Below are 14408 nucleotides of genomic sequence, written 5' to 3' on the forward strand. Positions count from 1 at the left end.
GTTGACGCCGGGCGATTAGGGCCGTCAGGAGGCCAGGCGCAAGCGGTTCATGCGCAGTGTCACGATCAGGCCGCTTTCATTCCAGTCATAGTCGATCGCGCCGCGAAGCTGGCCACCGACGGTGCGCCGAACGAGCTTGCTGCCGAAACCGGCGGCCTCGCCCGGCGATTTCACCTCCGGGCCGCCGCGCTCGAGCCATGTGAGCAGGACATCGTCGCCTTCCGCGCTACTCGAAATATCGAGCGTGCCGGTTGGGCTGGACAGCGCACCGTATTTCATCGAATTCGTCGCCAGTTCGTGAAGAACAAGCGCGAGACCGGTTGCCGATGCGTGTCCGACCCCCGTCCGCTCCACCGCGACGCGAAGCCGCCCCTTGAAGGCCCCGAGATCATCATATGGCGCGAGCAGGACGGCGATCAGATCGCCGAGCAAGGCCGCGTTGCCCTGGTCGTTCGGGATAGGCCGCACGACGTCGTGGGCGCGGCCGAGCGCGGACAGGCGATCGGTCAATTCCTTGACGAGGCCTTCGATGGTCGTGGCCGAGCGCGACGAGATGGTTGCCAGCCCCGACGCGATCGCGAGCAGGTTCTTGACGCGATGGCCCATCTCACCGGCGAGAAGTTCATGCCCTTCCTCGGCTTGCTTGCGGCCGGTGACATCCAGGAAGATTCCGAACATCGTGCGGCCGACGATACCGACGTCCGCGCCTTGTCCGCGCGCGGAAACCCACCGAATTTCGTCGCCGATCATGATGCGGAAATCGGTCTCGTAGGGCCCGAGCATCGCACGGGTCGCCTGAAATCCAGCCCGGACACGATCACGATCGGCGGGATGGATATGCGCAGACAGTTCCTCGAACGTGACGCTGTCGCGCCAGGGCAGGCCCCAGAGTTCGAAACCCTGCCGATCCATCGTGAAGCCGTCGCTGTCGACATTCCATGCCCACAGCGCCACGCCAGCCGCTGCTACCGCAAGCCGAAGATGGTCAGGCTGCCATTCATGGGCTTCGCGCATTCCGGCGGTCACTGACAGCGGCTCCTTGGTTCTGCAATGCGGACCGGTCGGCAGATCCTGTGCCGGCAAAGACGTTCGCGTTATCCCGTGGCCGATGAGCGAATGAGATGAGAGGCAAACGCACCGCTCGACCGGCGACGTCAGCCGGCCTGCCTTATGCTCGCGGCTTCAATTAGTCGTTAAGACCCCGCAGGGATAGACCGGCGATGCGGCCTCGCCGGTTGGTCACTGGAAGAGGGAAAATCGACCGGCACCTTCGGGGCTTGCTCTCGATGCCGTGGCAGAATCCGGAGCGCAGTGGTAGCGACGATATCGCCAACCTAGCTGGATCGCCGCCGACCGATGGATCTGCCGCCCTTTCTTCTCGATCAGTGGACGGCGCGGTTCGCCTCGGCCTCGCCGCCGATCGCGTGCAACCTCGCGTCGAGCACCGGGCCAGGCTGGACCCTGCGCGAACTGGCTGCGCTCGGCGACTCGCCACTCGATCTGACGGACACCCCGCTCGGCTATTCGTCCGCGGAAGGGAGCCGGGCGCTTCGCGCGGCGATCGCCGCCCTGCACGGAGCCGATCCCGACTGGGTGGTGGTGACCACGGGAGGCTCCGAGGCGCTCTCCCTCCTGTTTTGCGTGCTCGAGCAACCGGGCGCAAGCATCGCGCTCCCCGACCCGGGGTATCCCGCTTATGCCGCCATGGCGATGGCCTGGCGCCTCGACGCGCAGCCCTATCGCCTCGCGCGCGAGGCGGGCTACGTCCAGTCGGCCGATGCGGTGCTCTCGGCCGTAGGCGAGCGCACGGCGGCAGTGGTGGTCAACACGCCGCACAATCCGACCGGATCGGTGATGAAGCGGGACGAGCTTTCCCGCCTCGCAACCGAACTGAGCGGCCGAGGCATCCCGCTGATCGTCGACGAGGTGTTCCACCCGATCTATTTCGGATCGGCGCAACCCTCGGCCGCCGACATCGACAACGTGGTCGTCGTCGGTGACATGTCCAAGGCCTTGTCGCTGCCGGGGTTGCGGCTGGGCTGGATCATCGACCGCGACGCGGAAAGGCGTGCCCGCCTGATCGGCGCCCGGAGCTACTTCGCGATCAGCCATTCGCCGCTGCTGGAGCGGCTCGCCGCGCATGCGCTCGCCAACGCCCCCGCGATCCTCGGCCGCGCGCAGGCGGTGGCGGATGCCAACCTGGCCGCGCTGGAAGCGATGGTCGCACGATCCGAGGGGCGAATGGCCTGGGTGCGGCCGGCGGGCGGCACCACCGCCTTCCCGTGGTTCACGGACGGCCGGGACAGCCGGCGCCTCTGCGACGCCGCCGCACGACAGGGCGTGCTCGTCGTTCCGGGGGATTGTTTCGGGCGGCCCGATCATGTCCGCATCGGCTTCGCGAGCCAGGTTGGCGGTCTCGATCACGCACTCGAGATCGTCGGCTCGCTCGTCTGATGCAGGCTACACCAGTCTTCTGCGAGGTCCGGTACCGCCTCGATCCGAACAGGCTGAAGGAGTTCGAGGACTATGGACGCGCCTGGATCCGGCTGATCGAACGGCATGGCGGGGTTCACCACGGTTTCTTCATGCCGCGTAAGGCACCAAGCGACACGACCATCAGTTTTCCCGGCAAGGGCCATGCGGGTGCCGAGGACGTCGCGATCGCCCTTTACGGGTTTCCCGACGAGGAAACGTACAACAACTATCGCGTGCAGGTGGGACTCGACCCCGAAGCGGCCCCGATAATCGAGCGCTTTGCCGAGCCTCCTTTCCAGAGCTACGAGCGAATTTTCCTTTCGCCCTTATCGCCGCAGTCTTGAGGCGAGTATGTGGATAGACAGCGCGGCCACATACTCGGATGCGCGTCGTTGCCTTCACCGGGCCGCAGGGGCCGGGGTGGATGAAGGCCGGCCACAATGACACCACCGCCAACACGCTGGTGTGCCTGGACCGCGGCCGGCGCTGCGCGCTAATCCTGTCAAACGACGTTCGGAGCGAGCGAGCCTTCCCAGCTCTCGTTCGCGCTGCTCTTGGCGAAACGGGGCTCCCTATCGTTGGGAGTATCCGGGACTATCAAGCCACTGAGGAGGTTCAGGCGCAGGCTCGGCTGAGGATCCGCCAGCCTGTCAGATCGGTTCGCCACGCGGCCGCCGAAGGGTCCGGATTCATCACCGGGGCTGCAGGTCCAGGCCGGCGCCGCGCCGATAGAGGGGGGCCGCGCTATCGTCCGGCACCGCCGGATCCTGCGCCTCCACCGCCGCCATCGACGAAGGCAGTTCGAAGGGCAGCCGGCCGCGTGGCACGGCCCGGCCGCTCAGCACGTCGAGCAGCGCGCGGTCACTGGCACCGAAGGTGACCAGCAAGGCGGCCGCGCGCGGCTGGACATTGGTCAGGATTGCGGGACGATCCATGTTGACCGCTACGATCGTCGGCACCACCGCCGCGGCCCGCTTGATCGCCTCGTAATCGGCATCGCCGTCGCGGAAATCCAGCCGCCCTTCATTCTGCCGGCTGCCGAAGAAATGATAGGGATGAAGCTTGTCGGATGGCGTCGCCGCTCGCACGATCGCCAGTTGCGCCTCCGCAGGATCGTCGACCACCGTGAAACCGTAGGCCCGGGCCGTCGCCGGATCGACGCCGTGAAGCCACACGCGCTTGCCCGCGCCGGCCAGCGGGAGGATCGCGCCCTTATTTTCCAGCACGACCTGCGCGGCGCGTTGCGCGGCGTCGGCCTTGGCCTGTGCCTGCGGAGAGCCCACAACAATCGCGGCACGGGCAGGATCGACATAGGGATCGTCGAACAGGCCCTGCACGAATTTCTGCCGCAGGATGCGGCGGACCGATTGATCGATCCGCGCCACGGAAACCTTTCCGGCGCGTACCGCTTCCATCAAGGGCGTTGGATCGTCGACGCCGCCGAACTGATCGATGCCGGCCGCGACGCCCTTGGCGAAGCGTTCGGGCTTGCTCAGCGTCTCGACCCCCCAGGGCATGCCCATCGTCGCCACGGTCTGCGGTGCCTTGGCCGTTGGCGCGACGCACGGACCGGCGCAATCGTTGGTGATCGCCCAGTCGGAAACGACCATGCCGTCGAACCGCATTCGCCCGCGCAGCAGGTCGGTCAGCAATTGCCGGCTGAACCCCGCCGCGACCGGCTCGAGCGGCTTGCCGTCCAGCGTCACGCCCTGAAGGATGACATAGGTGGGCATGATCCCCGCCGTATGCGCCGCCAGCGCGCCGGAGAAGGCCGCCACATGTTCGGCAAAGCTCTTGTCGGTCAGCCGCGCGAACCGGCCATAGACGTTGTGGCCATCGAAGCCCTGCGGCTCGGCGCCGTAGCCTACCCAATGCTTCGCGACGGTCGCGACACCGTCGCGGACGAGACGATCCCCGCCCTGGAAGCCGCGGACATAGGCGCCCGCCATCGCCGACACTTTGGCGGGATCCGCACCGAACGTGGCGGTGACGCGCGGCCAGCGCGGTTCGCTTGCCAGGTCCACCTGCGGGGACAGGGCGACATGGATGCCGACCGCGCGATATTCCGCCCGCGCGATCGCGGCGAATTCGCGCGTTACCTTCGGATCGCCGATCGCCGCCAGCCCCAGCGTCTCGGGCCACAGCGAGAAACCGGCTGACGCGGTGCTGGCACCAAGCACCTCTTGGAAATGATTGCGCGGATCGGTGCTGATCGTGACCGGGATGCCGAGCCGGGTCTTTTCCGCGAGCCGCTGGATCGCGTTGTTGGCTGCCGCGAATTCCCGCGGCCGGGCGGTGAGGCGGGTGATGAAACTGTTGATCTTGTTGGTTTCGATCAAGCGTTCGCTGGCGACCAGATCATAGCCTTCGCTCGATCGTCCACTGTCGGCGCCCTTGGCCGGCAACGTGCCATGCATCATCGCGCCGACCTTTTCCGCGAGCGTCATGCGTCGCAGCAGATCGGCGACCCGCCGATCGACACCGAGCCGGCTGTCCTCGTAAGGATCGAGGCGGCCATTGTGGTTGAGGTCGCGCCAGGGCGCCGGTGCGGCATTGGCGACCGCGCCCGACAGGACGGCCAAGGACAGGACAAGCGACGTGCGCACGTCAGCTATCCTGGGTCGGGCAGCGCGCCACGCCGGCAGCCGCCTTAGACGCCCGCCGGCAATCCGTTCGCATCTTGTGCATCGGCGGACTTCCGAAAGGTAATCGACCGCGCTGTCAATATCGACGTGAGGCCTTTCGGGCTGCGACCTTCATCTGGCCGGCGGCCCTTGTCGAGGATCGCGCGGATTGCCGCCTGGCCGTAGCGCGCTCGCTGACGCCGATGGCCGATCGCACAGGCAGGCGGGATCGCTCACGGCCGCTGGTAGACGATCTTGCCGCCGACGATCGTCGTCATGACCTTGGTCGAAAGGATCTCGTCCTCGGGCACGGTCAACAGATCGTGGTCGAGAACGATCATGTCGGCGAACTTGCCCGGCTCGATCGAACCCTTCTTTTTCTCGTCCCAGGCGAGCCAGGCCGCATCCTGCGTGTAGAGCCGGATCGCCTCGGCGCGGCTGACCGCTTCCTCCGCGCCGAACACCTTGCCGTCCGGCCCCTTGCGGCTGACCGCCGCGTAGAAGCCGACGATCGGTCCGATCGGCAGATTGTCGCTGCCGAACGCGAGGTGGATACCATGCTTCAGCGGCGAGCTGAGCGGATTGATATGCTCCAGCCGGTAGCCGTCGAGCGTCTGTTCGTAGCGGCCTTCCAGATTGTAGAGGAAGTTGGGCTGCGCCGCCGCGGCGATGCCGTCCTTCGCCATCATATCCATCGTGGCCACCGACGGGATCATGGTGAAATGCGACAGGAACCAGCGGTGATCACGCTTCGGATGCTGCTTGAGCACCGAATCATAGGCGCCCGCGGTCGCCTCGATCGCCGCATCGCCGATCGCATGGATGCCGAGCTGCCAGCCGAGCGCGGCGGATGTTTCGACCATCGCGCGCGCGCTTTCGGGCGTCAGCATCGCGCGGCCGCGAAAGCCGGGCATGCCCTTATAGTCTTCCTTGGTGAAGGCGGTCGGCCCGGTGAAGCCGCCGTCGTAGGGCGTCTCGCCGATCGGGCCGAGCTTGATGCGATCGTCGCCATAGCCGGTATGGTAGGGGAAGGCCTTCAGCCGCTCCGCGCCGGGATAGCCGATATAGAGGGTGATGCGCGGCAGTTCGGCGCCATGCTCGGCATAGATCACCCTGAAATCATGCCAGCTATGGAGGCCGACCGGCGGCGACTTGGCGTCGTTCGGGCCGCGCCCGCCCTTGCCCACCGGCTCGTCGTCGATATTGGTGAAAGCTTCCATGAAGCTGGTGATGCCGAGCGGAAGCAGCGCCTTGAGGCTCGCGAGCCAGCTCGGCCGCATCTGTTCGGGCGTGTCGTTGGGGACCAGGTTCAGCAGCAGATCGGAGCGCTCGCGGATGACGCCGCTCGGCTCACGCTTCGCATCCCGCTCGATCAGGCCACGCTCCGGATCCGGTGTCTGCGCGGTGATGCCCGCCAGCTGGAACGCCTTGCTGTTGCCGACCACCGAATGCGATCCGGCGCGCGTCAGCACGACCGGATTGTCGGGCGCGGCCTCGTCCAGATCGGCGCGGCTCAGATTGCGGTGCTCGGCGAGCAACGCCTCGTCCCAGCCATAGCCGGTGATCCACTCGCCCGGCCCGAGGGCCTTGGCCTTGGCGGCGACCATCGCCTTGATCTCGGCGATCGACCTGGCCTTGTCGGGCTCGATGGCGCGGTGCGAAAGGCCGAAGAGATGGAGATGCGTGTCGATGAAGCCGGGCATGAGCATCCGCCCATGCAGGTCGATCGTCTGCGGCGCCCGGTATGTCTTCAGCAATTCCTTGCCGCCGACCGCCAGGATGCGCCCGTCCTTCACCGCTACCGCCGAGCGGATCGAATCGGCCTTGTCGACCGTCACGACCTTGCCGTTGAACAGGATCATGTCAGCCGGTGTCGCGGCCAGCGCCGGTGCGCCCATCAGGAGCGCGGTGGTCAGGGCAAATCGCTTGAGCATCATTTTCTCTTCCGATGGATCCAGGCGGCAAGCGCAACGATCAGCGCGAGCGCGATGCTGGTGACGAATTCCTGCTGGTGCGGGGGCTCGATCGCCATCGCGACGAGGACCGCGACGATCGCGACGATGGTTCCGATGCTGAGCCATGGATGCAGCCACATGCGAATGACGAGCCGATCGGGCGGGGTCTGCGCGCGGACGCGAAGCTGCGCGAAGCAGACGAGCAGATAGATGATCAGCATCGTCGCGCCCGAGGCGTTGACGAGGAAGCTGAACACCATTTCGGGCGAGAGCACCGACGCCGCCATGGCGAGATAGCCGAACAGGCTGGCGATCAGGATCGCGCGTGCGGGCACCCGGCGGGCGTTGACCGCGACCAGGGCGCGCGGCGCATCGCCCTTGTCGGACAAAGCGAACAGCACGCGCGAGGTGACGTAGAGCCCCGAATTGAGGCACGACAGGACCGCCACCAGCACCACCGCGCTCATCATCGTCGCCGCACCGGGGATGCCCATATGGGCGAGTGCGGCGGCGAAGGGCGATTTGCCGGGGACGATATCGGTCCACGGCAGCACGCTGACGATCAGCGCGATCGAGCAGAAATAGAAGAGCAGGATGCGCAAGGCGACGCTGCCGGTGATGCGGGCGATGGTGCGCGCCGGCTCATGCGATTCCGCCGCGGCGATGGTCGCGATCTCGGCCCCGCACAGCGCGAAGATCACGCTCGTCACGCCGCCGATCACCGCGCCCCAGCCCTGCGGCGCGAAGCCGCCATGCGCGGTGAGGTTGGCGAAAGTCGGGCCGCTCGGCGAGGTGATGCCGAACGCCCACAAGCCGGAAATGAGGATGAAGGCGACGATCGCCATCACCTTCATCAGCGACAGCCAGAACTCGAACTCGCCATAGGATCGCGTCGAGAGCAGGTTCACGCCGGTCATCACCGCCAGCAGGACGATGCCGATCAGCCAGACCGGCAAGGGGATCCAGGCCGAGACGATCACCGCGCCGGCGAGCGCCTCGATCGCGACCACCACCACCCAGAAATACCAGTAGAGCCAGCCGCAGACGAACCCGGCCCTGTCGCCGAGTCCGATCCGCACCAGCTCGGTGAAGGAGCCCGCGCCCGGATGGAGGCTGGCAAGTTCGCTCAGCATCCGCATGATCATCAGGATGACCAGGCCGGCGAGCGTATAGCTGACGATGACCGCCGGCCCGACCGCGTGGATCGACGTGCTCGATCCGACGAACAGGCCCGCCCCGATGATCCCGCCGATCGCGATCATCGACACGTGGCGCGACTTCAGCGAGTGGCTGAGCGCGGATTGGCCGGATTGACCCGATGGGGTCATGCCGCCGTGACCGCCGTGACGACCAGCTTCATGTTGAGATATTCGTCCATGCCGTAGCGCGATCCTTCACGGCCGAAGCCCGATTCCTTGATTCCGCCGAACGGCGCCACCTCGGTCGAGATGAGCCCGGTATTCATGCCGACCATGCCATATTCGAGTGCCTCGGCGACGCGATGGCTGCGCGACAGATCGCGGGTGAAGACATAGGCGGCGAGGCCGGCGGCAGTATCGTTGGCGAAGGCGATGGCTTCCGCCTCGCGCTCGAACCGCACGATGCCGGCGACTGGCGCGAACGTCTCCTCGCGGCAGAGCAGGGCGTCGGCCGGAACGTCGCGCAGGATCGTGGGCGCGAAGAAGTTGCCGGGCGACGGCAGCCGCTCGCCCCCGGCCAGCAACTTCGCGCCGCGCGCAACGGCATCGTCGACATGCGCCTGCGCCTTGGCGATCGCGCGATCGTCGATCAGCGGACCCATCGTCACACCGTCGGCAAGGCCGTCGCCTACCCGCATCGAGGCAACCCGCGCCTGCAGTCGCTCGACGAACGCATCGTGGATGCCGGCCTGCACATAGATGCGATTGGCGCAGACGCAGGTCTGGCCGGCATTGCGATATTTGGAGATGATCGCGCCATCGACCGCCACGTCGAGATCGGCATCGTCGAACACCAGCAACGGCGCATTGCCGCCAAGCTCCAGGCTGACCCGCTTGACCGTGGCCATGCAGCGCGCGGCCAGCATCTTGCCGACCGCGGTCGATCCGGTGAAGCTGAACTTGCGCACGCGGACATCGCCGGTCAGCACCGCGCCGATCTCCTGCGGGCGCCCGGTGACGACGTTGAGCACGCCCGCCGGCACGCCGGCTTCCTCGGCCAGCACCGCCAGCGCCAATGCCGAGAAAGGCGTCAGTTCAGACGGCTTGAGCACCATCGTGCAGCCGGCGGCGAGCGCCGGGCCGGCCTTGCGGGTGATCATCGCCAGCGGGAAATTCCATGGCGTGATCGCGGCGACGACGCCAACCGGCTCGCGCGTCACGGCCAGCCTCTTGTCGGCGGCATGACCGGGAATGATGTCGCCGTAGGATCGCCGCGCTTCCTCGGCGAACCAGCCGATGAAAGAGGCGGCGTAGGCGACCTCGCCGCGCGCCTCGGCGAGCGGCTTGCCCTGCTCGATCGTCATCAGCCGGGCGAGATCGTCGGCATGGGCCAGGATCAGGTCGTTCCAGCGGCGCAGGATCGCGGCGCGCGCGCCGGCAGGTTGCGCACGCCAGCCGGGCAGCGCCGCCTGCGCGGCGGCCACCGCCGCTTCCGCCTCGGCGGTGCCGAGATCGGGGATCGTGCCGATCGTCTCGCCGGTCGCCGGGTTGACGACGCCGAGCACGGCGTTTCCGGTCACCCATTCGCCGCCGACGAAGGCGCTTTCGCGGAACAGACCGGGCCGCGCCAGCGCGAGGCCCGGCCCACCATCACCCATCAGATCGCTCATTCCACCACCGACAAGGCTGCCTCGAGATAGTCCATGCCTTCGTCGATGATCGCATCGGTCGCCGTCAAGGGGACGAGCACGCGTATGCTCTCGCTCTGGGGGCCGCAGGTGAGCACGACCAGCCCCAGATCGAGCGCACGGCCGCACACCATTTTCGCCGCGCCCGGATCGGCCTCGGTCTCGCCACGCTGTTTGCGGATGTCGAAGCCGATCATCGCGCCGAGCCCGCGCGGCGGCGAGATCGGGAGCAGATCGTTACGCCGGCTCCAGCCGACGATACGCTCGTTCAGCCGTTCGCCGATCACGTTCGCGCGTTCGACCAGCCCTTCATCCGCCATCACGTCGAGTACCGCCAAGGCTGCGACACAGCCGATCGGCGATCCGCCATAGGTTCCGCCCATTCCGCCCGGATCGACCGCATCGAGCAGATCCGCACGCCCGATCAGCCCCGACAGCGGGAAACCGCCCGCCAGCGACTTCGCGATGCAGACCAGATCGGGCTCGACGCCCGAATGCTCGATCGCGAACATCCTTCCCGTCCGTGCGAAGCCCGACTGCACCTCGTCCGCCACGAGCATGATGCCATGCTCATCGCACAGCGCGCGCAGCGCCTTCAGCAGTGCGGTCGGCGCGACGTTGAACCCACCCTCCCCCTGCACCGGTTCGATGATGATCGCCGCCACGCTCTTCGGATGGATATCCGCCAGGAACAGGAAATCGAGCGCGCGCAGGCTGTCCTCGACCGAGATGCCCCGCTCCGCATTCGGGAAGGGCACGTGGAAGACGTCGGGCAGCGCCGATCCGAACTGGCGCTTGTAGGGATTGACCTTGCCGGTCATCGCCGAGGCAAGCGCGGTGCGGCCGTGGAAGCCGCCGACGAAGCTGATCACGCCCGGCCGACCGGTGGCGGCACGCGCCACCTTGACCGCATTCTCGGTGGCTTCCGCACCGGTGGTGAAGAGGATCGTCTTGGCCGGGCCCGAGAAAGGCGCGATGCTATTCAGCCGTTCGCACAAGGCGATGTAGCTGTCGTACGCCATCACCTGGAAGGCCGTGTGGGTAAAGCGATCGAGCTGATCGCGTACCGCCGCCATCACCCTGGGATGACGATGCCCGACATTGAGGACGGCGATGCCACCGGCAAAGTCGACATAGCGTTTGCCTTCGACGTCCCAGATTTCCGCATTTTCCGCCCGATCGGCGAAGACCGGCGTGGCGCTGGCGACACCGCGCGGCACGGCGGCGATACGACGTGCCAGATACTCTTCATTGTTGGTCACAGATCCACCGCTGATTTACCTGATTGGCCTCGATCGAACGCAATTTCCGGGGCGACCCGGGCATCGAGAGCCCGGATCGCCCGATATTGATCAGTAGCGATAGGATGCAGTCAGCCCCATCGTCCGTGGCCTGAAGCTATAGTCGGTCCAGATGGGCTGGTTCTTGGTATGCGTGTAACCAAGGTGCGGCGCCACGTTGAACAGGTTGTTGACGAAGAAGGACAGGTCGATCCCGGAGAAGCGCATACCGGCCCGTGCGTTGACCAATTGCGTCATCGGCAGAAGCGGAAGATTGAGATCGTAGTAGGTCGATGCCGGATCGGTCGCGCCGGTCCGCAGATAGTGGCTGGTATAGGTATAGTCGGCGTGAACGTAGGCGGTCTTGCTGTCGCCGACAGGATGTTCGTAATCGCCCGACACGACGACCGTCCACGGCGCGCCGAAACCGGTGATCGCCGATCCGCCGCTATAGAGCAGGATGCCGTTGCTGCGGATATCGTGATCGAACGTGGCCTTGTTGTAGCCGATGGAGGTCGACAGGTTCAGCCCCTTGAACGGGTTGAGCTGCGCCTGGAGGTCGAAGCCCTTGCTGGTAGCCGACCCAAGATTGGCGGTCAGGCTCTGCAGGCAGCTATTGACCGCCACATTCGACTGGATGTTCTTCCACTTGATCATGAAGGCGCTGGTGCTGATCTGCAGCGGCCCCAGCCGGTTCTTGGCGCCGATTTCGTAGGACCAGACCGTGTCCGACTTGTAGGTCTGCGGCGAAGAGGCATGACCATTGCCGTCGGTATAGCCGAGCGAGATCAGCTCGGCATTGCAGTTGGACGGCAGGGCCACCTGCGCGCCGCCCGGGCGGAAGCCCTTCGAGGCCGAGGCGTAGACCATGTTGCGCGGATCGATCTGCCACGACGCGCCGAACTTGGGCGTGACCGAGGTTTCCTTGATGCCCGAATTGCCCTGGATGTAGCTCGGCGCATAAGCACCCTGGCCGACGACGCAGGTCGTGCCGGTCGGGCAGGCCGCGCCATGCGGGGCGTTGAGATTGGCCGATGGCCCCGCATAATTGGCGAGGTAGGTTCCTTTATGCTTCGAGACGCGCAGGCCGCCGTTGAGCTTGACGCCGTCGAACAACTCGAACGAAACGTCGGCAAAGCCGGCAAGCTGCTTGTCGGTCGTATGGAGCTGGGCGAGGTAGGTCCCGACGCCGTCGATCGGCGCGACGCCATACCAGTTCACGAAGGCGCTGGTGCCCGCGCCGAACGGACCGCCATTCTGCGTCGCCGCGAACATCGTCGGCAGATAAGGCAGGAAGTTGGTGCTCGAATATTGCTGGAAATTCTGCTTGGCGCGCTGGTAGAAGCCGCCCGCCACCCAGGTTAGCCGCGATCCGGGCGTATTCGATTGCAGGCGCACTTCCTGGGTGAAGTTGCGCTGGCCGTTCCAATGCTCGGACAGTGCGACATCGCCCGGGGACGGGACTTTGCGCGATGCATAGGACACTTCGTAGATCGAGGTGTAATCGAGCAGCTCGTGCATGTCCCGCTTGAAGTAGGACGTGTCCGAAATCACCTCGAAGCCGGGCCCCTCCCACTCGACCTTCAGGCTCGGCAGCACGAACTTGTCCCGCTGCGGCTCGCCCGAGGGATCGTTGAGCGCAATATGGGTGGCGTCGACCGTCGGCACCCATTTGGGGGACTTGAAATCGCCCGACGAATAATCGGACAAGGTGCTCCAGAAGAAGCCGGTCGCATCCGGCGTATAGGTATGCTGGTAGGTGAGCGACGGCGTGATCGTCAGCGTCTCGGTCGGCTTGAAGCCGAGCGCCACGCGCGCCGAGAAGCTGTTCATCCAGTTGACGTCGGCCTTGTAGGTACCGGTCGGCTGGAAGGAGAGCGACGCCGCGCCCGCCGCACCGGTCGCGCTGAGAACGGTCGGATAGCCGGTGACCTTGTCGATAAAGCCGCCGTCATGTCGGAAATAGACGCTTGCGCGGAAGCCGATCTTGTCCTCCACGATCGGGCCGCCGATCGCGACGCCCGCTTCATGGCTCTCTGCGCCATTCTGCGTGGTGGCGACTTCGCCGCGCGCATAGGCGCTCCAGTCCTTGTAGCTGGGGCCGGGCTGGATGAAGCGGATCGTGCCGCCTTCGGATCCGGCACCGAACAGCGTGCCCTGCGGACCGCGCAGCACCTCGACACGCTCCAGATCGAACACCAGCGGATAGAAGGTGCTGGGCGAGGTGCCGAGATTGCGCGCCTGTACAGGTGAATCGTCGATATAGACGCCGATCGTCGAAGCGCCGGCACTCGAGGTGATGCCGCGGATCGACGCCCCGCCGACGCCGAGCGCGGAGCGGCGGAACGATACGCCAGGCGTCAGGCGGACGAGGTCGTCGATCTTGCGCACGCCCTGCGTATCGAGCTGCTTTTCGGAGAAGGCCGAGATGCTGATCGGCACCCTCGAGATGGCCTGCGACTGGCGGGTGGCCGTCACCACGATCTCGCCCGGCGCCGCATCGACGGGCGTACCGTCGGCGCCGGTGGCGACAGGTGCGGACTGCGCATAAGCAGCCTGGGCGAAAAGCGACCATAACGACGTGGCAGCAAGCACGCTGCTCCGGAGCGAGGGTTTGAACGACATGGATGTGCCCCTTTGTTCGATGGCTTCCGACCGGAAGCCCCGCAAAATCGACTATTGGATTATGTTTTGATGGCCGCTCCCTCGGCCTGACGTCGGGGTACGGAAGCGCCCTTGTGCCAACAAGGCGCTTTCTCGATCCGAACCGGTGCTTAAAAAGCACCAACGAAAGAAATACGACAGGCCGCATCGAAGGGAGCGGCGGAATGTTGCCAAGCAAACTGGTGACAGATAGGCTGACCTACCCAATTCTGTGAGGTTGCGCCTTGAAGATGGACGCTGTCCCCTCCTTCGCGATGCTGCGCGCGTTCGAGGCATTCGGACGAACCGGCGGCATCCGCAAAGCCGGCCAGGCGCTCAATGTCGACCATGCCGTGGTGAGCCGCCATCTGCGCGCGCTCGAGCAATTCGTCGGCACATCGCTGGTCGATCGCGAGAGCGGGACACGGCTGCTGACGAGCGATGGGGTCGAATATCACCGCCGGATTTCCGCGGCCTTCCAGGAGATTGCCGGCGCCACGCAGATGCTGCGCAAGCGGCACGATCAGAAACTGCTGATCTGGTGCAGCCCGGGCCTCGCCTATCACTGGCTGGCGCCGCGCCTGTCCGCGTTCGCGGGCGCGCA

Annotated in this window: 9 protein-coding genes and 1 pseudogene; 3 read left to right on the forward strand and 7 right to left on the reverse strand. The window is 66.0% G+C overall.

Annotated elements, in window-relative coordinates:
* Positions 1-24: 24 nt before the first annotated feature.
* Positions 25-1026, reverse strand: coding sequence for a sensor histidine kinase (locus AB4Z44_RS14550; RefSeq protein WP_404710413.1), 1002 nt, complete (start codon positions 1024-1026; stop codon positions 25-27).
* 330 nt (positions 1027-1356) lie between these two features.
* Here AB4Z44_RS14550 and AB4Z44_RS14555 point away from each other — a divergent pair, with 330 nt between their 5' ends.
* Entirely contained in the window at positions 1357-2454 is a 1098-nt protein-coding gene (locus AB4Z44_RS14555; protein ID WP_404710414.1) for a pyridoxal phosphate-dependent aminotransferase, read from the forward strand.
* On the forward strand, positions 2454-2819 hold the full coding sequence (locus tag AB4Z44_RS14560; protein ID WP_404710415.1) for an NIPSNAP family protein: 366 nt from the start codon (positions 2454-2456) through the stop codon (positions 2817-2819). The genes AB4Z44_RS14555 and AB4Z44_RS14560 overlap by 1 nt, the downstream gene beginning before the upstream one ends.
* A gap of 348 nt (positions 2820-3167) precedes the next feature.
* Here AB4Z44_RS14560 and AB4Z44_RS14565 read toward each other — a convergent pair whose 3' ends face one another.
* The 6 genes from AB4Z44_RS14565 to AB4Z44_RS14590 all read right to left on the reverse strand — a co-directional run bounded on the left by AB4Z44_RS14565 (position 3168) and on the right by AB4Z44_RS14590 (position 13786).
* On the reverse strand, positions 3168-5081 hold the full coding sequence (locus AB4Z44_RS14565; protein ID WP_404710416.1) for a glycoside hydrolase family 3 protein: 1914 nt from the start codon (positions 5079-5081) through the stop codon (positions 3168-3170).
* A 251-nt stretch (positions 5082-5332) separates the two neighbouring features.
* On the reverse strand, positions 5333-7036 hold the full coding sequence (locus AB4Z44_RS14570; protein WP_404710417.1) for an amidohydrolase: 1704 nt from the start codon (positions 7034-7036) through the stop codon (positions 5333-5335).
* On the reverse strand, positions 7033-8382 hold the full coding sequence (locus AB4Z44_RS14575) for an amino acid permease (RefSeq protein ID WP_404710418.1): 1350 nt from the start codon (positions 8380-8382) through the stop codon (positions 7033-7035). The genes AB4Z44_RS14570 and AB4Z44_RS14575 overlap by 4 nt, the downstream gene beginning before the upstream one ends.
* Positions 8379-9863, reverse strand: coding sequence for an NAD-dependent succinate-semialdehyde dehydrogenase (locus AB4Z44_RS14580; protein WP_404710419.1), 1485 nt, complete (start codon positions 9861-9863; stop codon positions 8379-8381). Before AB4Z44_RS14580 ends, AB4Z44_RS14575 begins: the two co-directional genes overlap by 4 nt.
* The gene (gene gabT, locus AB4Z44_RS14585) at positions 9860-11143 is read right to left on the reverse strand and encodes a 4-aminobutyrate--2-oxoglutarate transaminase (protein WP_404710420.1); all 1284 of its coding nucleotides are present in this window, start codon (positions 11141-11143) and stop codon (positions 9860-9862) included. The genes AB4Z44_RS14580 and gabT overlap by 4 nt, the downstream gene beginning before the upstream one ends.
* A 90-nt stretch (positions 11144-11233) precedes the next feature.
* The gene (locus AB4Z44_RS14590; protein ID WP_404710421.1) at positions 11234-13786 is read right to left on the reverse strand and encodes a TonB-dependent receptor; all 2553 of its coding nucleotides are present in this window, start codon (positions 13784-13786) and stop codon (positions 11234-11236) included.
* 293 nt (positions 13787-14079) lie between these two features.
* Here AB4Z44_RS14590 and AB4Z44_RS14595 point away from each other — a divergent pair.
* Positions 14080-14190: pseudogene (locus tag AB4Z44_RS14595) on the forward strand (LysR family transcriptional regulator); the annotation flags it as partial.
* Between the last annotated feature and the right edge of the window lie 218 nt (positions 14191-14408).

Origin of the sequence: Sphingomonas sp. MMS24-J13 (assembly GCF_044905095.1) — a bacterium.
Classification (GTDB): Bacteria; Pseudomonadota; Alphaproteobacteria; order Sphingomonadales; family Sphingomonadaceae; genus Sphingomonas_I.

Bases quoted from the DNA above. Each gene is read 5' to 3' on its own strand.
- AB4Z44_RS14590 (WP_404710421.1), bottom strand. From the start codon at position 13,786: ATGTCGTTCAAACCCTCGCTCCGGAGCAGCGTGCTTGCTGCCACGTCG.
- AB4Z44_RS14570 (WP_404710417.1), bottom strand. From the start codon at position 7,036: ATGATGCTCAAGCGATTTGCCCTGACCACCGCGCTCCTGATGGGCGCA.
- AB4Z44_RS14575 (WP_404710418.1), bottom strand. From the start codon at position 8,382: ATGACCCCATCGGGTCAATCCGGCCAATCCGCGCTCAGCCACTCGCTG.
- AB4Z44_RS14580 (WP_404710419.1), bottom strand. From the start codon at position 9,863: ATGAGCGATCTGATGGGTGATGGTGGGCCGGGCCTCGCGCTGGCGCGG.
- AB4Z44_RS14560 (WP_404710415.1), top strand. From the start codon at position 2,454: ATGCAGGCTACACCAGTCTTCTGCGAGGTCCGGTACCGCCTCGATCCG.
- AB4Z44_RS14555 (WP_404710414.1), top strand. From the start codon at position 1,357: ATGGATCTGCCGCCCTTTCTTCTCGATCAGTGGACGGCGCGGTTCGCC.